This is a genomic window from Microbacterium sp. NPDC077663, from assembly GCF_044542795.1.
Taxonomy (GTDB): Bacteria; Actinomycetota; Actinomycetes; order Actinomycetales; family Microbacteriaceae; genus Microbacterium.
This window is the reverse complement of record NZ_JBITVE010000005.1, coordinates 41,501-62,562: the sequence shown is the minus strand read 5'-3', so window position 1 is coordinate 62,562 and position 21,062 is coordinate 41,501. Positions and strand designations below refer to the sequence as shown.

The 21,062-nt window shown below is 66.7% G+C and carries 20 protein-coding genes and 1 pseudogene; 15 read left to right on the top strand and 6 right to left on the bottom strand.

The annotated features are described in order from the left end of the window. The 3 genes and pseudogenes from ACIGEP_RS16800 to ACIGEP_RS16790 all read right to left on the bottom strand — a co-directional run. Positions 1 to 414: pseudogene (locus ACIGEP_RS16800) on the bottom strand (hypothetical protein); the annotation flags it as partial. Next, a complete protein-coding gene (locus ACIGEP_RS16795; protein ID WP_396662798.1) occupies positions 414 to 1,526 on the bottom strand; it encodes a M23 family metallopeptidase in 1,113 nt (370 codons plus the stop codon). The pseudogene ACIGEP_RS16800 and the gene ACIGEP_RS16795, both read right to left, overlap by 1 nt. A gap of 1 nt (position 1,527) precedes the next feature. Continuing rightward, positions 1,528 to 1,947: a hypothetical protein gene (locus ACIGEP_RS16790; protein WP_396662797.1), complete on the bottom strand. Its 420-nt coding sequence runs from the start codon at positions 1,945 to 1,947 to the stop codon at positions 1,528 to 1,530. A gap of 270 nt (positions 1,948 to 2,217) precedes the next feature. On the opposite strand from ACIGEP_RS16790, the gene ACIGEP_RS16785 reads away from it, so the two are divergent. From ACIGEP_RS16785 to ACIGEP_RS16750, 8 genes are all read left to right on the top strand, one after another. After that, positions 2,218 to 2,832, top strand: coding sequence for a DUF6668 family protein (locus ACIGEP_RS16785; protein WP_396662795.1), 615 nt, complete (start codon positions 2,218 to 2,220; stop codon positions 2,830 to 2,832). A 10-nt stretch (positions 2,833 to 2,842) separates the two neighbouring features. Further along, complete coding sequence (locus ACIGEP_RS16780; RefSeq protein ID WP_396662794.1) at positions 2,843 to 3,133, top strand: hypothetical protein; 291 nt, start codon at positions 2,843 to 2,845, stop codon at positions 3,131 to 3,133. A 21-nt stretch (positions 3,134 to 3,154) separates the two neighbouring features. Next, complete coding sequence (locus ACIGEP_RS16775; protein WP_396662793.1) at positions 3,155 to 3,871, top strand: hypothetical protein; 717 nt, start codon at positions 3,155 to 3,157, stop codon at positions 3,869 to 3,871. A gap of 3 nt (positions 3,872 to 3,874) precedes the next feature. Next, a complete protein-coding gene (locus ACIGEP_RS16770) occupies positions 3,875 to 4,810 on the top strand; it encodes a hypothetical protein (RefSeq protein WP_396662792.1) in 936 nt (311 codons plus the stop codon). Positions 4,811 to 5,491: 681 nt separating this feature from the next. Next, the gene (locus ACIGEP_RS16765; protein WP_396662800.1) at positions 5,492 to 7,000 is read left to right on the top strand and encodes an SCO6880 family protein; all 1,509 of its coding nucleotides are present in this window, start codon (positions 5,492 to 5,494) and stop codon (positions 6,998 to 7,000) included. After that, positions 7,000 to 8,646, top strand: a complete 1,647-nt coding sequence (locus ACIGEP_RS16760; RefSeq protein ID WP_396662790.1) for an ATP/GTP-binding protein — start codon at positions 7,000 to 7,002, stop codon at positions 8,644 to 8,646. Before ACIGEP_RS16765 ends, ACIGEP_RS16760 begins: the two co-directional genes overlap by 1 nt. Further along, positions 8,643 to 10,418 (top strand): type IV secretory system conjugative DNA transfer family protein, encoded by a 1,776-nt coding sequence (locus ACIGEP_RS16755; protein WP_396662789.1) that lies wholly within the window; start codon positions 8,643 to 8,645, stop codon positions 10,416 to 10,418. The genes ACIGEP_RS16760 and ACIGEP_RS16755 overlap by 4 nt, the downstream gene beginning before the upstream one ends. Continuing rightward, positions 10,411 to 10,818, top strand: coding sequence for a DUF4913 domain-containing protein (locus ACIGEP_RS16750; RefSeq protein WP_396662788.1), 408 nt, complete (start codon positions 10,411 to 10,413; stop codon positions 10,816 to 10,818). Before ACIGEP_RS16755 ends, ACIGEP_RS16750 begins: the two co-directional genes overlap by 8 nt. A 621-nt stretch (positions 10,819 to 11,439) precedes the next feature. Here the strand turns inward: ACIGEP_RS16750 and ACIGEP_RS16745 are convergent. Beyond that, entirely contained in the window at positions 11,440 to 11,691 is a 252-nt protein-coding gene (locus ACIGEP_RS16745; RefSeq protein ID WP_396662786.1) for a hypothetical protein, read from the bottom strand. Positions 11,692 to 12,390: 699 nt separating this feature from the next. Between ACIGEP_RS16745 and ACIGEP_RS16740 the strand changes: the two genes are divergently transcribed. Together ACIGEP_RS16740 and ACIGEP_RS16735 are read left to right on the top strand one after the other, a co-directional pair. After that, positions 12,391 to 12,651, top strand: coding sequence for a hypothetical protein (locus ACIGEP_RS16740; protein WP_396662785.1), 261 nt, complete (start codon positions 12,391 to 12,393; stop codon positions 12,649 to 12,651). 12 nt (positions 12,652 to 12,663) lie between these two features. Further along, positions 12,664 to 13,041 (top strand): hypothetical protein, encoded by a 378-nt coding sequence (locus ACIGEP_RS16735; protein WP_396662784.1) that lies wholly within the window; start codon positions 12,664 to 12,666, stop codon positions 13,039 to 13,041. 81 nt (positions 13,042 to 13,122) lie between these two features. Here the strand turns inward: ACIGEP_RS16735 and hisC are convergent, their stop codons facing one another. After that, a complete protein-coding gene (gene hisC, locus ACIGEP_RS16730; RefSeq protein ID WP_396662783.1) occupies positions 13,123 to 14,241 on the bottom strand; it encodes a histidinol-phosphate transaminase in 1,119 nt (372 codons plus the stop codon). 111 nt (positions 14,242 to 14,352) lie between these two features. Here hisC and ACIGEP_RS16725 point away from each other — a divergent pair, with 111 nt between their 5' ends. The 3 genes from ACIGEP_RS16725 to ACIGEP_RS16715 are packed head-to-tail and all read left to right on the top strand — an operon-like array spanning position 14,353 to position 17,059. Beyond that, on the top strand, positions 14,353 to 15,318 hold the full coding sequence (locus tag ACIGEP_RS16725; protein WP_396662782.1) for a PDR/VanB family oxidoreductase: 966 nt from the start codon (positions 14,353 to 14,355) through the stop codon (positions 15,316 to 15,318). Positions 15,319 to 15,330: 12 nt separating this feature from the next. Then, positions 15,331 to 16,533, top strand: a complete 1,203-nt coding sequence (locus tag ACIGEP_RS16720) for a Rieske 2Fe-2S domain-containing protein (RefSeq protein WP_396662781.1) — start codon at positions 15,331 to 15,333, stop codon at positions 16,531 to 16,533. A gap of 1 nt (position 16,534) precedes the next feature. Next, complete coding sequence (locus ACIGEP_RS16715) at positions 16,535 to 17,059, top strand: hypothetical protein (RefSeq protein WP_396662780.1); 525 nt, start codon at positions 16,535 to 16,537, stop codon at positions 17,057 to 17,059. Between the two features lie 22 nt (positions 17,060 to 17,081). On the opposite strand, the gene ACIGEP_RS16710 is transcribed toward ACIGEP_RS16715, so the two are convergent. Continuing rightward, on the bottom strand, positions 17,082 to 17,816 hold the full coding sequence (locus ACIGEP_RS16710; protein ID WP_396662778.1) for a FadR/GntR family transcriptional regulator: 735 nt from the start codon (positions 17,814 to 17,816) through the stop codon (positions 17,082 to 17,084). A gap of 144 nt (positions 17,817 to 17,960) precedes the next feature. On the opposite strand from ACIGEP_RS16710, the gene ACIGEP_RS16705 reads away from it, so the two are divergent. Both ACIGEP_RS16705 and ACIGEP_RS16700 read left to right on the top strand, forming a co-directional pair. Next, the gene (locus ACIGEP_RS16705; RefSeq protein ID WP_396662776.1) at positions 17,961 to 19,628 is read left to right on the top strand and encodes a thiamine pyrophosphate-dependent enzyme; all 1,668 of its coding nucleotides are present in this window, start codon (positions 17,961 to 17,963) and stop codon (positions 19,626 to 19,628) included. After that, positions 19,625 to 21,049, top strand: coding sequence for an aldehyde dehydrogenase family protein (locus ACIGEP_RS16700; RefSeq protein ID WP_396662775.1), 1,425 nt, complete (start codon positions 19,625 to 19,627; stop codon positions 21,047 to 21,049). Before ACIGEP_RS16705 ends, ACIGEP_RS16700 begins: the two co-directional genes overlap by 4 nt. Positions 21,050 to 21,062 lie beyond the last annotated feature (13 nt).

The window sequence follows — 21,062 nt, the reverse complement described above, 5'->3', positions numbered from 1 at the left end:
GGGGTCCGGCTCGTCGTATTCGTCCGGCGCCTTCGGCGCCGCCCACGCGGATGCCACCGGCTCCGCCGGCGGGGTTGGTGGCACCGGCCCCCGCGGGATCTGCTGCGTCGGTGTTGCCGCGGTGATTGGCGCCTTCCTGGGGCGCGCGCGGCGGGCGGCGGCGTGTGGATCCTCGATGACGTTGCCGTTCGGTTCGACGGCGACGTTCCACTCGCCGTCTGGGTCGACGATCTTCATGCGGACGGGACGGCGTAGCTCGGCGGCAATCGTCGTCGCGTAGCCGATGACCGCCTGGCGGGTGTCGGTGAGCTCCGCGGCGGGGAAGTCGTCGTGACGACCGGCGACGTTCGCGTGGGCGCTTCCGTCAGCGGCGACGGTGACGTGAATGACGGGATAGGGCGGGACCGCGGTCATCACTGCCTCTCACACGATGAGGGCGGGCAAAGCTCCATGCCGAACAGCTCGTAGAACTCTTCGGGGTGGACGAAGCCGGCGTAGCGGGCAGGCGACCCGAGCGAAACGGCCTCGGGCAGGGCGAGCACTGCTTGGTCGGTGCTGCCGATCTGGTTGATGCGGAAGTCGAGGTGGCATCCGCTGGACGGTCCCTCATTGCCGACGAGGGCGATCGGCTGCCCTGCGGTGACGGTGTCCCCGACGTCGACGGAGACCTGATCCATCCTCATGTGGAGGTACGACACGCTCCATCCCTCGGGCGCTTTGACGGTGAGTTGGTATCCGGCTTTGTAGGTGACGGTGCCGGCACTGATGGAGTAGATCTGGTCACCGCAGGGGTTGGGCCAGTGCTGCAGGTCGACGGCGGCGTGCCAGGAAGGTGCGCCGGGGACGCTGATGTTGCGGGGGCCGAAGCCGGACGTCATGTTGTATCCCTCGGAGAGGGGGAACTGAATGGCTCCGGTGCCTGTGCATCCGCCGCCTCCGGCGAGGGCGGTGACGACCTGGTTGGCCGCGTCGAAGAACTTCTCGTAGTGGAACGGGTCGGCGTTGCGCTGCACTTTGTGCGCGGCGACGCTCGGCTCGAGCGACGTCCACTCGTCGACGGCGGCGAGGCGGGTGAGGAACTGGGTGGCCGCATAGGTGGGGTCCATCACCTGCTCCTTGGTTCCCCAGCTGCCGATGCACCACTGCTGCTGGAACAACCCGAGGGAGCACGTGGGGGTCCCGTCCGGGTTGGTGACGCCATTGACGTCGTCCCCGAAGTCGATGTTGCGCAGCGAGCTCTCGCCCATTGCGGTCATCACGGCGATCACCTGAGCCTGACGATCCAGGCCGAGCGGAACGGCGGCGTTCATTATGAGCGCGGCGTTCTGCAGCTGCTCCCCGGAGTAGCCGGCGACAGGCTCCTCGGGCACGTTGTCGGGGTCGGCGGTGCCGACACCGCCGCTGCAGGCGGCGGACGCACTACCGCCGGTCATGAACAACAGGACAAGAGCGAAGATGCTCACCACGACGATGATCGGCGTGCCGATGATCAGCGCGCCGGTGAAGTTCTTCGTCCCTTGTGCCATGTCAGCCGTCTGCTGGCCGGATCCGGTCTGCCAGCCACGCCGCGACGGCGTTCGGGCGACTGAGGCTCACGTTGTAGTTGCCGGCGTCGGTCGGAAGCTGAACGATCAGCGCGACCTCCGTGGAGGCCGGGAGGATGACGCCCGGCCCCGTGACTTTCCGGACGGGAATGCGAGCGGGGTCGGTGTCCTCATACGCGGCTGCGCCGGCCTGGGTGAGGTACGGGTACAGACCGTTGATCCACTCCTGATAGGGGAGCTCGGGCTGCGCGTAGGCAGTCAGAGCGGCCGTGGCCGCGTCGATCGCGGCGGCCTGGCTGCCGCTCTCAGCCTCCGGGACGGGCGCGACAGTCGCGCCCGTGTCCGCCGGGGGAGTGGGCTTGACGGGACTTGTGCTGGTGGGGTTCCGCGTCCCCGACGCCATGCCTTCAGTGGGCGTGGAGCTCCCGCTGCAGCCCGCAAGCATCGCTGCGAGAAGCAGACTCGCCGTTCCCGCTACGAGCGAATTCCAATGTCTCGGTCTGTCCGTCACCCTGTCTAACGTACTCATGAGAAGGCTGTAATGACGTCAAATGGACTATTTGAAGATGCTCTAGGTAGGTTTACGTCGTTAGAGTTTTCCCATCTGCTGGATTGAACCGGTCGGCGATCGACCTGCGATTCAGGATGAAAGAGACGCAACGGGGGAGAGGGAATGTCGAACGTCAATCCATGGATCACGAGGCCTGACCACGCAGCATCCGAACAGCCGGGTGTGCCCGATGCCTCGCTATCTCGTCGCCCAAGGGGACCTCAGACACCGCAGGCCGGCATCCCCGTTCCCGACACGGCGGACAGGCTTCCACGGTGGTCTCAGCCATGGCCCGCGAAGGTGTGGTGGCTCGGCGTCCACGGTGGGGCCGGCGAGTCGACTCTGGCCACGCTCGCGCAGGACACTCGGCCGGCTCAACACGGGTGGCCGATCGCAGACCCGCCCAACATCGCAATGAACGTCATCCTCGTCGCACGCTCCAACTATCAAGGCCTGACGGCTGCGCAGCGTGCCGCGACAGAATGGGCATCCGGCTCCCTCGGCAACTCGGTGACCCTCGCCGGCCTGGTGCTCATCGCGGACGCTCCCGGCCGGCTCCCAAAGCCTTTGCGCGACCTGCAGCAGGTCGTCAGCGGCGGCCTTCCTCACGTATGGACACTGCCGTGGGTCGACGCCTGGCGGCTCGGCCCCGCAGACCCCTCAACGCCTCTGCCCAAGGCATTCCGCGAGCTGTTCGCGGAACTGCACGTGACCTCGAGCAGCCCTGCTCACAACTGAAAGGACCACCATGTCGCTCTCGCAGCTCGGACACGACGTCGTCTACTACGCCTCCGCCCTTCCCGACCCAGAACCGGTCGCTCCTCCCGGATTCGAGGCCGTGAGCACGATCCTCGGGTGGGCAAAGTGGGTGGGTCTGATCGCCGCGGTTCTCGCGCTGATCTTCGTGGCCGTCCTCTTCATGTTCAACTCCCGCCGCGGTGAAGGCGGCGAGCACATCAAGACGTTCGTATCGATCCTGACCGGCGTCATGATCATCGGCGCCGCAACCGCGCTCGTCGGCTTCATCTCTGGCGCATAACCACCCTCGGGGGAGACTCAAGTGAGCACGGACACTCCTAGCCCGTTCCGCAGCCGCGGCCTCATCGTCGCGGCTGCGGTGGTGGGCCTGATCGCGGTAATCGCGGTGATCGCTCTCATCGCCGGCTTGTTCAACGGCGACGACGACGCGACACCGCCCACGCCTACCTCCACACCCGCAGAGTCGACAACGCCGGTGGCGGACGACGATCCCAGCGTCTGCGACCTCACGGCGGTCGAGGATTCGAGCTCTCTGACCGCGGCACCGACGAACACGTGGGAGCTCGTGGGCACGATGGCGGCCCCGACAGAAGCCGAGGTTGGTCCTGGCTCTGTCGACGACGGCCTCCGTTCGTGCTTTGCCCGCACAGCGGAGGGGGCGTTGTTCGCGGCCGTCAACTTCGTGGCTACGGGCACGGACGCCAACCTCGGTCCGCGTCTCATCGACCTTGTCGCACCCGGACCGGGTCGCGACGCTCTTGAGGCTCAGGACTCGGCAGGTAGCTCGTCGAGCCTTCGCGCTCAGGTCGCCGGCTTCAAGGTGGCGGCATACAGCGCAGACAGCGCCACCATCGACCTGGCCCTGAACTACTCGGACGGCTCGCTTGTCAGCGTGCCGCTGAAGCTGCAGTGGGTGGAAGGTGACTGGAAAGTCGAAATGACCGCCTCGGGCGACCTTCCTCTCGCCCCTGCGGGTCTGCAGAACCTCGGTGGCTACATCCCCTGGTCGGGAGCCTGACCCATGGCTGCTGCGGCCGAATGCGAGTGGTGGGATCTCGTCTGCAAGGGCGGCAACGCCGTGGGCGACGTCGTGTCGAAGGCGTCGAACGACGCGATTCAGGAACTCATGAATCGCACTCTCGAGGGCTTCGGCGCCGCGGTTGCGAGCATGGGCAGCATGTGGGTGCAGGTGCCCACTCCTGTGCTGACGGCCGGCGACGGCTCGACGACCGGGGGCGGTACTCCGCCAGGGAGTGAAGCGTTCGGCACGATTCTCAACTACGTCACGTACATCGGACTGACGGTCGCCTTGCTGTCCCTCATCGCACTCGGCGCGCTCGTCACCGTGCGCGTCCGTCGCGGTGAGGGCATTCGCAGCGTCGGGGCGCTGGGAATCATCTTCTTTGCCGTGATGCTCATTTCGGGGGCGTCTGCACTCGTCGGCGGCCTCCTGAGCTCTTCCGCCCCGGACGGGTCCTCGTCGGCGGTCGGTTTCCTGCAGAACTCCCTCTGGTTCTACGTCGGCGGGCTGGCCGTTCTGTCGGTCATCGTCGGCGGCCTCCGCATGGCGTGGGAGCAGCGCGCACAGCCGGGTAAGGAACTGATTCAGTCGCTCATCACGCTCTTGGCAGTCTCAGGCGCGGGCCTCGCGATCCTCACTCTGGCGGTGACGGCAGCTGACGCGTTCTCCGTCTGGGTATTGAACAACGCAACAGATTGCGACGTCTCTGCCGGCGGGGCATCCCAGTGCTTCGGGACCAACGTCGCGGCGATGCTCGCGCTCACCGCATCTTCACCCATCGGCATCATCGGCGTCCTCGTACTCGCAGCGATCGCGATGCTGATGGTCTTTGTGCAGGTCGCGCTCATGGTGGTGCGCGGTGGGCTGCTCGTCATTCTCGCCGGGGTGCTTCCGCTCACGGCGAGCTTCACCAACACGCAGATGGGGCGTCAATAGTTCGGCCGCGTCATCGGCTGGACGCTCGCTTTCGTTCTCTACAAGCCCGCCGCAGCGCTCATCTATGCCGCGGCGTTCCAACTCGTCGGAACCGACGTCTTCCTCGACGACGGTGGAGGACTCTGGTCGATTCTGACCGGCATGGCCTTGATGCTCATGGCGCTCGTCGCTCTGCCGGCGCTGCTGCGTTTCGTCGCTCCCATGACCAGCGCCGTCGCGGGGGGCGGGGGCGCTGGCATGGCGCTGGCAGGCGCCGCCGGCGCGATCGGCGGAGACGTCGCTACCGGTGCGGTCCGCCGTATGTCGAGCTCGGCCGGATCCTCGGCCGGCGGCGGCGGTGGCGGAGCGCCCGCCAACAGCCCCGGCTCTCCGGCAACCGGCGCGGGGAGCGGCTCCGCGCCGCGGCCTGTACCGACGGCTGGATCGGGCGGCGGGGCTAGTGGCGCCGCTGCAGGCGGCGGAAAAGCCGCCGCGGGCGCCATGTCGGGCGGGGGTGCCGCAGCCGGTGGCGGCGCCGCAGCTGGTGCCGGCCCCGCTGGCGCTGCCGTGCTTGTCGCCGAGGCCGGCGTGAAGGCGGCGAAGGGTGCCGCCGCAGCCACCAAGCAGGCTGCCCAGACCGCCACAGACGATTCCACCAACGGCCCGTCAGGGTCGCAGTAAGCGACGCGATCGGACATGACCATGACGAGCGAGACGGCGACGGGCGCGCCGCGCAGCTACGGCAACTGGACGAAGCCGACCACCGCGGGGCTCCTCGGGCTGAGCGCGCTCGGCACGGGGATCCTCTTCACGGGCGCCGGTTTCGCCGTCGTCGTGACGATGGTCTCCAACATCGGCAACGGCGTCATCACAGGACTGATCTTCGGGCTGTTCCTCCTGACGGTGGCAGCGAGGGACAAGCACGGACGGAGCCTGCTGTCGCGGGCCGCAACAAGGGTGGGATGGATGTTCACGAAGTCGAAGGGCGCACACCTCTACCGCTCGGGGCCTCTCGGCCGCGCAGAGTGGGGAACCGTGCAGCTGCCGGGGCTCGCTGCCGGGTCGCGCCTCACCGAATGGCGCGACTCCTACAACCGGCCCTTTGCCCTGGTCCAGATCCCGTCGACGTCTCACTACACCGTCGTCATCGGCACCGAGCCCGATGGTGCGGCGCTGGTCGATCGTGAGCAGATCGACGCGTGGGTTGCCGAGTGGGGCATGTGGCTCGCGACCCTCGGCAACGAGCCGGGGATTGAAGCCGTTTCGGTGACCCTTGAGACAGCCCCGGATTCAGGCACCCGCCTGCGCCGTGAGGTCGCGAGTCGTATCGATAACGATGCTCCGGCGTTCGCGAGGCAGCTGCTCGAGAACCTGGTGGATCAGTACCCGGCGGGGTCCGCGACCATTCGCGCCTACGTGGCGCTCACTTTCAACGCGGCGTCCCGGGTTGGTGGCCGTAAGCGCACCGCTGAGGACATGGGGCGGGAACTCGCGTCTCGCCTCCCTGGCCTCACGCAGGGCCTGACAGCGACCGGTGCGGGCACGTCTCGCCCCCTCACTGCGCAGCAACTGTGCGAAGTGATCCGCGTGGCCTACGACCCCGCAGCGGCACGTCTCATCGACGAAGCGAATGCGGCGGGAGAACCGCCCGAGCTCTACTGGCCTGAGGTTGGTCCTACGGCGCATCAGGCGGGGTGGGACACCTACCGTCACGACTCCGCGCTGTCTGTGACCTGGATGATGAGCGGCGCACCGCGCGGCAACGTGCCCTCGAGCATCTTGTCCCGCCTGCTCGCCCCGCACCGCGATATCGCGCGGAAGCGGGTGACTCTGCTGTATCGGCCGATCGACGCGGCCAAGGCTGCAGCAATCGTCGAAGCGGACGTGCGCGCGTCCTCGTTCAACCTCGCCAGCTCCGACAAGCCCACGGCTCGGAATCTGACCAGTGCGCGTGCCGCTGTGGCGACGGCGGCTGAGGAGGCCGCAGGCGCCGGCCTCGTCCAGTTCGGGATGCTCGTGACGGCGACGGTGCTCGACGCCTCCCAGGAGGCGGACGCGAGGGCGGCGATCGACAACCTCTCCGCTACCGCGCGCCTCCGTCTGCGCCTGGTGCACGGCTCGCAGGACTCCGCTTTCGCGGCGGCTCTGCCCCTCGGTCTCGTCCTGCCGAAGCACCTGCAGCTACCCAACGAGGTTAGGGAGCAGCTGTAATGCCCGCACTCGATGACCAGCGCCGCCGCCGGCCTCAGAAGCGCAAGCCGCAGGAGCTCGCTCCGACCGCGAAGAGCACCCGCACGGAGAAGGAGAAGAAGCCCGCGATCAAGCGTCCTGGCCCCCGTGGGTGGCTGGGACGTGGCCGCGGTGAGGTGGGCGTCGTCGCCCCGGTCGACGAGTGGCGCGGGACGACCGTGCAGGTGTGCGGGCTGCACCCGTTCTCGGTCGGTAGCGGGACACCGATGATCGGTGTCCCGATGGGATTGCAACTGTTCACGGGCGCGACGGTGTGCGCGGATCCGATTTCCTGGTTCCAGGACGCGGATCTCATCAACAACCCGTCGATGTTCGTCCTCGGGCTGCCGGGTCTCGGCAAGTCGACGTACACACGCCGCACCGCGGCCGGTCTCGCGGGCCTAGGCACATTGCCCCTGGTCCTCGGTGACTTGAAGCCGGACTACGTCGACATGATCCGCGCTCTAGGTGGACAGGTCATCACCCTCGGCCGCGGGCGCGGGCACCTGAACATCCTCGATCCTGGCGAGGCGTTCGAGGCTGCCGAACGGCTCCGCGCAGCCGGCAAGGAAAAGGAACGCGCGCAGGTACTCGCGGACGCTCACGGCCGCCGGCACACGATGGTGTCGGCGCTCCTCACGATCCTCCGCAAGGAGCCCCCCACCGATCGCGAGGAGTCGATCATCGACCGCGCGCTCCGGGTGCTCGACGAGCACCACGACGGAGTGCCGGTTCTGGGCGACCTGCTGCGAGTCATCCAAGAGGCACCGCAGGAGGTCCGTGACGTTGCCCTCGACCGGGGCGACCTTGGCCGCTACAAGGCGATCACGGAGAATCTGGAAGCGTCCCTCATCAGTCTCACCTCGGGCGGTCGCCTCGGTGAGACCTTCGCCCACGCAACAGACGTGCCGATGCTTCGGGACCGTCCTGTCGTCTACGACGTCTCGTCGATCGACGACTCTGACACCGACATGCAAGCGGCGATCCTGCTCGCCTGCTGGTCCGCGGGATTCGGCACCGTCAACGTCGCGAACGCTCTCGCTGACGCCGGCCTCGAGCCGCGCCGGCACTACTTCGTGATCCTCGACGAGCTGTGGCGCGCCCTGCGGGCCGGGCGAGGCATGGTCGACCGTGTCGATGCCCTCACCCGCCTGAACCGGCAGCGCGGCGTCGGTCTGGCGATGATTTCGCACACCATGAGCGACCTGTTGGCTCTGCCTAGCGAGGACGACCGGATGAAGGCTCGCGGCTTCGTCGAGCGCTCGGGGATGGTGGTCTGCGGTGGACTCCCCGTGGCTGAGATGCCGCAGCTGACGACAGCGGTGCCGCTGTCTCACGCGGAGCAAGAGCTTCTGACGTCCTGGCAGGACCCCGGCACGTGGGAGTCCGGGCCTGGTTCGGAACCTCCCGGACGAGGGAAGTTCCTCATCAAGGTCGGCGGGCACCCCGGCATCCCGATCAAGGTGGAGCTCGCCGAAGCGGAGCGCTCGATCAACGACACCAACAAGCTCTGGCACGCGACGACCGCGTTCCCCGAACCGGACGAGTCGAACCCGATGATCGGCCTCGACGACGCCGCCCACGCGGCCCAAGAGGTCCCCGATGAGCAGGAAGAAGGCGCAGCATGAGCGCAACCAACAAGCGCGGTCAGGGCGTCGACGGCTCGACGATCGCGCTTCTGATCGCGGTGGTGACCGTGTTTCTGGTGCTCGGAGTCGTGTGGGGTGCCGTTGCACTCGGCTCGCAGCTCGACGGCGTGAACGAGGGGCAGACCTCCGACCCCTTCGAGGTCTTCTTCGGGGTCCTCCGCGGCAAGCTCGTCTGGCCGGCATCCGCCACCTGGATCATGGCGGTACTCGGCAGTGTCGTTCTTGCTCTCGGGATCCGCGTCGCTGTTGCGGCTGCTCGAGCACGGGGGCGCCGGTCGTCTGTTGACACCGCCGCGAAGCACATGGGCAAGGGCCGGCAGTTGCAGTCCCTCTCCGCGTCGGGCGCCCGTCAGACCGCGCAGCGTCTCGGCGTCCGCGACTGGGTCGGTGTGCTTATCGGCATCACCGTCGCCGGCAGGCAGCGGATCTACGCCTCTCCCGAGGACATGATCACGCTGATTGCCGGCCCGCGAATCGGTAAGTCCACTGCGTACGTCATCCCGGTGATCGCGGATGCTCCCGGTGCTGTGCTGACGACGTCGAACAAGCGCGACGTCCTGGACGCCACTCGCGAGCTCCGTGCGACCAAGGGGCAGGTGTGGGCCTTCGACCCGCAGAGCATCGCCCTCGAGGCTCCCACCTGGTGGTGGAACCCGCTCAGCTACGTGACCGACGATGTGAAGGCCGCGAAACTGGCCGCGCACTTCGCCTCGGGCTCACGCTCCAGCGACAGCCGCGGGGATGCGTATTTCGACAACGCCGGTCAGGATCTCCTGGCCGGCTTCCTCCTCGCCGCAGCGCTCGAGGGCCTGCCGATCACGACCGCCTTCACCTGGACAACCACGCCCGGCGACGATGAGCCGGTGCGGATCCTCCGCCGTCACGGGTACGAGCACATGGCGGATGCCGTCTCCGGGCAGGTCAACGGCGAGTCCCGCCGTCGTGACAGTGTCTACGGCACCGCCGCGCAGATGGCATCGTGCCTCAAGGTGCGCGCGATCGCTCAGTGGGTGACGCCCCAAGGCGGTTTCGATTCGCGGCCGCAGTTCGACCCACACGCGTTCGTGCGCGGGAGCGACACCCTCTACAGCCTGTCCAAGGAAGGCCGCGGCACCGCCGGCCCGCTGGTGACGGCGCTGACGGCCGCAACTGTCGAGGCGGCCGAGGAGTACGCGACCACGCAGCCGGGCGGTCGCCTCCAGGTGCCGATGCTCGGTGTTCTCGACGAGGCTGCGAACGTGTGCCGCTGGCACGACCTCCCCGACCTCTACAGCCACTACGGGTCCCGCGGAATCGTGCTGATGACGATTCTGCAGTCCTGGTCCCAAGGCGTGCAGGTGTGGGGGCGCGACGGAATGCGGAAACTGTGGAGCGCCTCGAACGTCGCCGTCTACGGCGGGGGAGTGAAGGAACCGGAGTTCCTCAACGAGCTCTCCCAGATGATCGGTGACTACGACCGCCGCACAACCTCCACCAGCGTCGGCCGCGGCACCCGGTCCACCTCCCACGGAGTGCAGCGCGAACGCACTCTCGACGTCGCTGACCTCGGTGCACTGCCGCGTGGACGCGCGGTAGTGTTCGCCTCCGGCGCCCCCGCCACCCTCGTCGAGACGATCCCATGGATGAAGGGGCCGCACGCGGCCGCGCTGCGCGCATCGATCGCCGCGCACGATCCTTCCCACAGCACGCCCGCCGCGGTCGCCCCTGCTCGAGCTGGCGTGATCGAAGAAAGCGAGCCGCGCGATGAGTGACCTGCTCGACGACTTCCGCGATGACGTCGACGAGCCGACACCTGAGCTGGTCTACGGGTCCGTCGACGAGTTTGTGCGGGAGTACCTGCGCCACATGTACACACGCCCGGTCGGGCCGGGAAACGCCCGCTACCGGTGGGCCGCGGACTGGTGGCGTCACCCGGAGGCAGTCGCACGCCTCGAGGGCCTGTGGCGCTCCTGGGAGCACCTGCGACTCGACCCCGCGACGGGCGCGAGCGTCTGGTGGCGCGACCACGCGGACCACCACATGAACCTACTTCTCAGCCCTGACGGCCCCTTCGCGAAGTCGAAAGATGCGTGCGAGCCGGGCGAGCCGTTGCCGTACACGGAACCCCCTGCAGGATGGTTCCCCGATGTGCGACTCCCCTCCGGCCCCTAGCGGTCGCCAACACCCGGGTCCGTGTCATCGGGTGGCGGCGATCCGCGGTCCTTTCTCCTCATTCGCACTCCGCGGATCACCCCCACGACCCCGGACACAATGAGGGCCGAGAACAGCACCCATGCCGGAAGTCCTCAAGGGGTCGTCCGTTCCAGGTCCAAGAAGAGCAAGCAAGCAATGCCTCCCAAAATCGCGAGTGCACTCATCACGATCAGAAGCTGCCCGATTGCCCAATCCCGCGGTGCGACCGGGTTGTATCCCATTTCCGAAGGCTAAAGGCCTCCGAGACGAGAAGCCAACAACTGCTGCGCGATTGTCATCGATCGGGGGCCCGTAGGGCTACGACGAGGCAGCGGACCTGCCATGCAAGGCCGAGCACCGCAGACAGGATCAGGAGCCCGACCACCAGCCACTGCGGGATCGAGAACCTCACGCCAGTCGAAAGCGTCACGATGAGCATTCCGACGAAGTAGACCAGCAGCAGAGCGAAGATGCAGACACCGACTATGTGGAACCGAGGGCCACAGTCAACCATCGGATCATTCATTACCTGCGGTGCGACTCCACCCACGAGCCACAGGAGTTTGCTGCCCCGCGCCCACGCCGTGTCGTGCCTCGAAATCAGTGATCCGCTTTGTGCGCGCGCAGGGTGAGCACACCGTACACCATGAGAGCAATGCCCGGAATGATCGCAGCGCCAGCGAGAATCCACCCCAAGGCATCTGACGGCACTCCGCGCGACACGCCGGTAGCGAGCAACATAGATCCCCAGAGCAGATAGACGATCGCCGTCACGCGCCCTCGTTCGGCGGCCAACCGCTGCGTGATGAGACCACCTGCTGCCCGCGCCTCGGACTTGCCGTCACTTTCCATACCGAGACCTTCTCAGCGCGGCGCCGATTCCTCTACGGGTTCGCCTACGCGTGCGGTCCGTTCGCGCAGCACGACGCTCTCTTCTGGACCCCGCCGACAATCGGGCTCATGTCGGGCTGACCTCGCCCTCGCAATATCCTCGGCAATAATCCATACTCCGCGCTGAAGATTTTTATCTTCCGGTTTGAGATAGGCAACGCTAAGGTCCGAGCAACCGCGGGCACTGTTGCTGCGGCCTTCATGACGACAGGTTGGGGCCTGGGTGCGTTCTACGGCTGAGCGGTTGATGTCTGCGGTTTCGGTGGGTCTGCTCAGCGCAGCGTTGTTGGTGGGCGTCGCAACTCCAGCGTATGCCGCGCTTCCGACTGGTCCTGTCACGGTAGGGGTGACGGGTGCTCGCCCGGGTGCGACGGAGATCCCCTTCCAGGTCTCCGATCAGGTAGGCGTGGGGGTGGATGTCGCGACAGGCAACCTGCGGGTGTCGACCCGCAGCTTGTCGCTGGTGGGCGTGACCGGCCAAGTCGGCATCGGCCAGACGTACAACTCGTTGAGCTCTGCGGCGGGTGCGTCGAACACTGCGGCAGCGCGAAAACCTACACCCCCAACGGTGACACCGCCACGGCGACCTCCGGGACGGGCTCCACCGCCGGCACCACGACAGCCACGTATGGGGCAAACGGGGGAGACTCGCCTACGTCCTTGCAGGCGCCTGGTGGGCGGACCAGCTCGCAGGCGTTCTCGAACACCGCCGCATCCACCCAGTACCTCGCTTCGTCGTCGACGGACAGCGCTGGCAACTCGTCGACATACACGTACAACGGTGCCGGCAACCAGCTCAGCAGCACCAACGCGAACGCGGCCGTCGCGACGCTCACGTACAACGCGGATGGGACTGTGGCGACGGCGCTCGCGCCGGGGAACGGGTCGAACAAGACCCTCTACGGGTACAACACGAACTAGCAGCTCACCTCGATGACCCCTGTCACCGGCTCCTCGCTCGGCGCGCGTGCGTTCACGTACGACGACTTCGGCCGGTTGAAGACCGCGACCGATGGTGCCGGGACGACGACCACGTACACGTACGACAAGCAGGACCGGCTTCTCACCACGGCGTTCTCGGACGGAACTGCAACGATCACGAACACGTACACCGATCGGGGCCTCCGGGCGACCCGGGTCGACGGGAACGGGACCACGACGTACACGTACGACCAGCTTGGTCGGCTGATCAGCCGGGGGAATACGTTTAACGGCGGGACGATCACCTATGGGTACGACAAGTCCTCTAACCTGAGCGCCCGCTTTCTCATCGAGGATTTCTCCGTCACAGCGTCGACCGGCCACGCCTGAGCCCGCGACAGGATGAACCCTGCGAAAGATGCCGCCTATGTGGTCCTTGCCTGCCCGCCCCCACTGACAGGCGCCGACCAATCAGTGCAACACGGGGGAAGCCTGCTGCGGGGAAAAGAGTCCGCCGGTCAGGCCACGCTCGGCGAGCTCCCTTGCGGCGGTGAGGATGCGGTCGTTCGCGGGGTCCTCGGCGATGGTGACGCGGAGTCCTTCGCCAGGGAAAGGGCGGACCACAAGGCCGTGCTCGTCGAACACCTTGGCCGCTGCGACAGTGTCATCACCGAGCGGGAACCACAGGAAGTTCGTGCGGGAAGTGGGAAGTGTCCACCCCGCGGCGGCGAGGGCGCCGGCGATCCGCTCTCGTCCAGCGATGAGCCCGCTCACGCGCTGCTCCAGTTCGAGCTCGGCATCCAGCGACGCCAGCGCGGCGGACTGGGCGAGACCGGTGACCCCGAACGGGACGGCCACCTTGCGCATCGCGGCCGTGATCCGCTCCGCTGCCAGCGCGTATCCGACGCGGACGCCCGCCAAACCGTAGGCCTTCGAGAATGTGTGCGCGACCACGACGTTGGGGAACTCGTGGAAGAGGTCCACACCGCCAGGTGCTGGGCTGTCGGAGTTGAACTGGTAGTAGGCCTCGTCGATGAGCACGACCACATCGCTCGGAACGCCCTGCACGAATCGGCGGATCTCGGCGTCGGGAACAACTGTCCCGGTGGGGTTGTTCGGGTTGCACACGATAACCAGGCGGGTGGCCGGAGTGATGGCCGCAAGCATGGCGTCGAGGTCGTGACGATGTCCCGCGGCCAGCGGCACCGTCACCGGCGTTGCCCCAGCCGCCCGAACGAGCATCGGGTACGCCTCGAACGAGCGCCAGGCGAACAGCACCTCGTCGCCCGGTCCGCTCGTGGCACGGATCAGCTGCGAGAGGCTCTCGACAGATCCTGCCCCCAGCACGATCTGCGACGTGTCAGCGCCGAACAGGTCAGCTAGCCGCTGCGTCAGCTGCGCGGCGGCGGTCTCGGGGTATCGGTTCACAGTCCCCGCCGTCGCCGCGATGGCCGAGACCACGGACGGCAGGGGCGCGTGCGGATTCTCATTGGACGACACTTTGTACATTTCGCGGTCGGCCGCAGCGGGCGCCTTTCCTTGACGGTAGCTGGGGATCGCTTCCAGGTCGTTTCGCAGTTTCACGGTCATCGCTGTGGGTCTCCTTGCTGGTCCGCATTGACAGTCGTTCGGCCGCATCTTTACAATACGGATTATTGATAATAACGGTTATTGTCAATCGCAGGAAGGTGAGACTCAAAGATGAGTGCGGAGCCAGTGAACCCCGAGGGCCCAATCAGCCTCATCGTGCGGGGCATGCGGTGGGAAGCGGACGGCGCGCTGGCGATGCGCCTGGAGCATCCTGATGGCGTCGAGCTTCCCGAGTGGGAGGCCGGGGCGCATATCGACGTGACCCTCCCGAACGGCGTGGAACGGCAGTATTCGCTCGTGTCGGATCCCCGTGAGCGGACTCATTGGGCGATCGTGGTGCTGCGCGAGGACGTCAGCCGCGGCGGGTCGCGCTTCATCCACCGCGAGCTTCGACCGGGAGATGCACTCGTGTCGAGCCCACCGCGCAACAACTTCGCATACGGTCCCGCAGAAGAGACGATTTTCATCGCGGGCGGGATTGGTATGACCGCGATCCTGCCAATGATCCGCGAGGCGGAGCTGGCTGAATCTCGATGGCGCCTGTTGTACATCGGACGGTCGCTGTCACGTATGGCTTTCCTTCGGCACAATCTTCTTGCCGGCCCGCATTCCACGATCCTTGCCGGAGACCGCGACGCCCGCGTGGACTTGAAGGCGTGGATCGGAGACGTCGGCGAAGACCACGCGGTCTATGCCTGCGGGCCGCAGCGGATGCTGGACGAGTTGGAGACTCTGAGCGTGGACTGGCCGGCCGGGACGCTACATGTGGAACGGTTCCAGCCGAAATCCTTCGACGATTTCGGCGACGGGGAGGCGTTCGAGGTGGAGGCCCGCACCTCGGGTTTGCGCGTCACGGTGGACGCTGGCTGCTCCATCCTCGACGCCTTGGAGAAGGCTGGCATCCCGGTACCGAGCTCCTGTCTCGAAGGAGTCTGCGGTACCTGCGAGACCCGCATCATCGACGGTGAGGCCGAGCATCGTGACAGCATTCTCGACCCCATCGAGCAGCAGGCCAACGAGACGATGATGATCTGCGTCTCGCGCTCAAAGACACCCACCCTCGTCCTGGACATCTGAGACGGAGCACACATGGACACTGGAACCGCATACGGACTGCGCCTCGGCGCGCCGCTGGAGAACCTCGCCCTGGTAGGGCCGGACACGCCCTACGGCGAGGTGATGCGACGCTACTGGCATCCCATCGCGAAGGTAGAAGAAGCAACGACTCGCCCCATCCTCGTGAAGGTGCTCGGCGAAGACCTTGTGCTTTTCCGCACGCGCAAAGGCGCTCTCGGACTGCTTCATCCCCGCTGCATTCACCGCGGCGCATCGCTGTACTACGGCGGCGTGGAAGAGGACGGCATCCGATGCTGCTACCACGGCTGGGTGTTCGACCCGCAGGGACATTGTCTCGAACAGCCGTGTGAGCCGGAGCTTGGCCTGCACCGCGACCGGGTGCGACAGCCGTGGTATCCCGTGCAGGAGCAGTACGGGCTGATCTGGGCGTACCTCGGGCCGCCGGAGAAGAAGCCGGTACTGCCTCGCTACGACGTGTTCGAGGACATCCCGGAAGGTGAGGTGCTCATCGTCAACGACACCGGCGTCGGCGGTGGGGGGCCGGCGCTGTTGGACTTCAACTGGCTGCAGCACTGGGAGAACGTGATGGACCCGTTCCACGTGCCCATCCTTCACGCACGATTCAGCGGGTTCCAGTTCACCGCGGAGATGGCGCTCATCCCCGAGGTTACCTATGAGTACACGCCGCGGGGCGTGCGGTCGATTCAGATGCGCGACCTCGGTGACGGCCGATCCCTTCGCCGGATCACCGAGGTCATCTTCCCGAACCTGCGTGTTGTGGCCAGCCCGAAGCTCGCCTCAGGCCCGACCAACATCATCGGGTGGGTGGTGCCGCTGGACGACGTGAACTTCAAGATCTTCACGCTGGCGCGGGATGCCGACCCGCAGTTCCTGGGCAAGCTGCGATCCACCCACGAGGGGCGTCCGTGGGCTGACCTGGACGAACCGGACCACCAGCGGATGCCCGGTGACTATGAGGCGCAGTCGTCGCAGGGGAAGATCTCGATTCACAGCGAAGATCACCTGACGACAACGGACCAGGGTATTGCGATGCTGCGGCGCATGATGGCGAAGCAGGTCCGTGCGGTTGAGGGCGGCGGGGACCCTGTCGCGGTGTCGTTCACCGAAGAGGATGCGCTGGTGCGAATCGAAGGTGGCAACTATTTCGAGGGTGCCGCGGATGCTCCTCTGCTCGTGGCGGCCGTCGAGGACTGACATGGCTAAGTACGAAGCGATCAGGCCCAGCGGCGCCAAGCCGATCTGTGTGCTGGGGATCAGCGACGTGGTGGTGCTAGAGGACGAGCCGACGGTGCCGGTGACCGTGCATCGTGTATCCGCATGGGGGAAGTGGTCGCGCGATGTCGCCATTCCCGACGCCGCGTCACGCAAGCTGGCGGAACTTGCTGAGGCGTTCGACGTGGTGTGGGCGTCGGAGTGGGGGCATAACGCGCACACTGCGTTGCGCGGCGTCCTGGATCTGCCGGCGGAGCCGTGGCCGTTTCTGCCGGTCCAGTTCGACAAGATCGACGCGGTTCGCCGCTATGCCGACGGCCTACCATGGGTGTGGCTGGACAGTCGCGTGGTGGACTTGCAGATCAAGGATCCGGACGAGCATCGTCACGGTGAGATCATCGTTCGGCTGGACCCGTCCGAGGGCATCGCCGGTCTCGACGTCGCCGAGTTGATCGCGCGAGTCGGAGGTCTACGGACCGACGGCGCGCCAACCTACTTCGAGCCGTAAGCACCGGACCGTTTGGCGCTGGTCACCGTCCTAGCGTGCGGTGCCGAACCAACGCATCCGCCCTCTCCTGCGCGTCACGCGAGCGAATCGCCTCGACGAGGTCGCGGTGGATCTGCAGACGCTCATCGGTGTCAGGCTGGAATCCCAACACGTCCAGGCTCGTCTCACCGGCGCTCTCTGCCTCGATGTAGTCGACGAGATTCATATAGAAAGTGCGTAGCACCGCGTTCGGCGAGATCTTGGCGATACGTCGGTGCAACCGCCAGTTGCAGTGCAACCCGGCGACAGGGTCGCTCCAGACGCGAGTGAGCTCTTCGAGGAGTTCGTCCAACTCGGCGAGGTCGGCGTCGGTGCGGTTCGCTGACGCGTCCCGCAGCACCGCTTCATCCAGGGCGTCCAGCACTCCCACCACCTCGTTGATGGTGGCACCGTCTTGCCGAAGCTGAGTGACGCTTTGTGCCAGGCGGAGCAGCGGAGACTGCTGAGCGACGAACATCCCACCGCCTGGGCCGGGCCGCACTTCGATGACCCCGCGTGCACGCAGCACGCGCATCGCCTCACCGAGGGTTGCAGGGGCCACGCCGTAGTGGGCGCAGAGGTCTTGTTTTGTTCCGATCCGATAGCCCGCTGGCAACTTCTGCACTTCGATCTCGCGCTCGATCTCGGCGACGAGGCCTTCCGCGACGGAACGATTTCGCAGCGGGGAACCGGCGAAGCGGCTGAGGCCAGCCTCCTCGTCTACGGCAGCGATAGTCATGAATCCTCCGGTCTCACGGCTTCTGGCACGCGATTCACACAATCATCTCACTGTCTCCCAGGGGAAGGCAGCAATGATCGAGATCATCTATTTGTCATAGATGATTGTAACGAATACTATGGTCTGGACTGAAGGGGTTGGCTTATGGGAATTACAACCGGTGGTGACGTCCTGGTGGAATCGCTCCTCGCGCAGGGCGTCGACAAAGTGTTCGGCATCCCGGGCGTGCAGCTTGATGCTGCCGCCGACGCGCTCTACAAGCGGGCGGATCAGGTGGAGTTCGTGTGTGCGCGCAACGAGCAGGCCACGACCTACATGGCGGACGGGTACGCTCGCAGCACCGGCGACGTCGGCGTCGCCATGGTGGTGCCCGGCCCGGGCGTACTCAACGCGCTGGCGGGGGTCGCGACGGGATACTCCGCCAACTCGCCCATGTTGCTCATCGCCGGTCAGATCGACTCCGGCGCGATGGGCAAAGGGCTGGGAGCGCTGCACGAGATTCCCGACCAGACGGGCGTTCTTCGCAGCCTCACCAAGTGGACGGGCACTGCCCGCTCTGCCGACGACATCCCCGGCCTCGTGACGCAGGCGTTCGAGCAGCTGCGCAGCGGACGTCCCCGCCCTGTCGCGCTAGAGGTACCGCCGGACGTACTCGCGGCGACTACCGAGGCCGCCATCGCCGCCCGCGTGGAACCCGCACCTACCAGGCCTGATGCCTCCGACATCATTGCCGCCGCCGCACTACTGCGTAAAGCGCAGCGTCCGCTCATCGTCGTCGGTGGCGGCGTCATCGCCGCCGACGCGACCGCCGCGCTCGTCGCACTCGCCGAGGCCTTGGAGGCTCCGGTGCTCATGACCGAGAACGGTCGCGGCGCAATCGATGCCCGCCACCGTCTCGCGTTCGACTCTCTGGCACTGCGCGCATTCCGCCCGGAAGCGGACCTGGTGCTCGCTGTGGGCACGAGGTTCGTCTCCACCTTCGGCACGCAGGTAAACACCGCCGGGGCGCCGGTCATCCTGGTCAACGCAGAGGCCGCGGACCTGGAAGGACCGCGCGAGGCGGCCGTACGGGTGCTGAGTGACGCGCGCCTGGCTCTCGAGGCGCTGCGTGACGAAATCGGGACGGCACCGCGTCCGTCGCGAGAAAATGAGTTCTCCGCAGTGCGGGCGTGGCTGGCTGAGCAGTTCGAGGACATCGCCCCGCAGCGACAGTACCTGTCAGCGATCCGTCAGGCACTTCCCGAGAACGGTGTGTTCGTGAGTGAGTTCACCCAGGTCGGCTATGCCGCCAGTGCCTGCTACCCGGCATACCAGCCGCGCACCTACATCGGACCCGGCTACCAGGGCACCCTGGGGTACGGATTCGCGACGGCGCTCGGGGTGAAGGCCGCCGACCCGTCACGCGCAGTGGTGTCGGTGAACGGTGACGGCGGCTTTTCGTGGACGCTGCAGGAGTTGTCGACCATGAAGCGCTACGGGCTGGGCGCGGTGACCATCGTGTTCCATGACGGGTTCTACGGCAACGTCCGGCGAATCCAGAAGAACCGCTACGGCGCACGGTACTTCTCCAGCGACCTCACCAACCCCGACTACGCCACACTGGCTGACGCATTCGGCATCACCTCCGCTCGGGCGCATGACCCGGCAGAGTTGAGCGGTGTCCTCAAGGATGCGGTGAGCGCGAACGAGCCCATTCTCATCAACGTGCCGGTGGGCGAGTTCCCTTCACCCTGGCACCTCATTCACGAGGGTGTGCCGCGCCCGGCCCCCCTCGCCCCCGACGCGCACTTGGTCACGCCGGTGTCGGCATGATCATTTCTGGGCACTTCATCGACGGACGCTGGCAGTCCGCGACGGACCAGTCGCTCATCGAGGTGCACAACCCCGCGACGGGGCAGATCGTCGGAGCGGTCGTCGCCGGCGACCAATCCGCGGTCAACCAGGCAGTGCTGGCGGCAACCCGTGGATTTCAGGCTTGGGCGGCGACGCCCATGCCCGAGCGGATCGCCCTGGTGGACGCGCTCGCTGCGGGGCTGGCCGAACATCGTGATGAGATCGCTGAAACGCTCAGCGCCGAGATGGGGGCGCCGATCGCGTTCGCCCGCGCTGCGCAGGTGGGCGTCGCGATTGCGGATCTGAACGCTCTGGCAGCAGCCGCGAAGGCGCATGTCGAGCGTGAGGCGGTGTCCAACTCCCTCGTGGTTTCCGAGCCCGTCGGGGTGGTCGGGGCCATTACGCCGTGGAACTTCCCACTGCATCAGATCATGCTCAAAGTAGGGGCTGCCCTCCTTGCCGGCTGCACCGTTGTGCTCAAGCCGAGCGAGGTGGCGCCGCTGAACGCTGTGCTGATCGGGCGGATCCTCGACGAGATCGGTCTGCCTGCAGGCGTTGTCAACATCGTCTTCGGTGACGGCGCTGGCGTCGGCGCACCGCTGGCGGCGCACCCAGACATTGACATGGTCACCTTCACCGGGTCACGTATGGTGGGGGAGGCGGTCGCCCGGGCGGCAAGCGCGACTATCACGAAGGTCGCCTTGGAGCTGGGCGGCAAGTCGGCGGCCATCATCCTGGACGATGCCCCCCTCGAATCGGCGGCGCGTGACGTGCTGCGCTCCTGCTTCGCCAACTCTGGACAGACCTGTGCCGCGCTCACCCGCGCTCTCGTCCCGGCGCACCTCAAGGACGCGTGGGGACAGGCCATCATCGCGGAGGCGGCGAACTGGGTTCCTGACGACCCCGCGCAGGAGCAGACCATCCTCGGCCCGCTTGCGTCCGAGCTGCAGAAAGAGCGGGTGCTGGCACACATTCGCGCGGCCATCGACGAGGGCGCGAGGCTTATCGTCGGGGGCGCGGAACCCGTCGGTCTTGAAGGGGCCTACGTCCGCCCGACCGTGTTCGCCGACGTGACGCCCGACATGGCCATCTTCCGCGAGGAGGTTTTCGGGCCAGTCCTGGCCGTCACGACGTACACCACTGAGGACGAAGCAGTCGCGCTCGCTAACGACAGTGACTACGGGCTCGCTGGCGGTGTCTGGTCGGCAGATCCGCAGCGGGCGCTCGCGGTCGCGCTGCGTGTGCGCACTGGCACAATCGGGATCAACGGCGCTGGGCTGGACGTGGGCGCTCCGTTCGGCGGATACAAGCAGTCGGGAGTCGGCCGTGAAGCCGGAACGCGGGGCTTCGAGGAGTTTCTTGAGTTCAAGGCCGTGATGGGGGCGTCATCTCTGGTGTGAACTCGGACCCCCT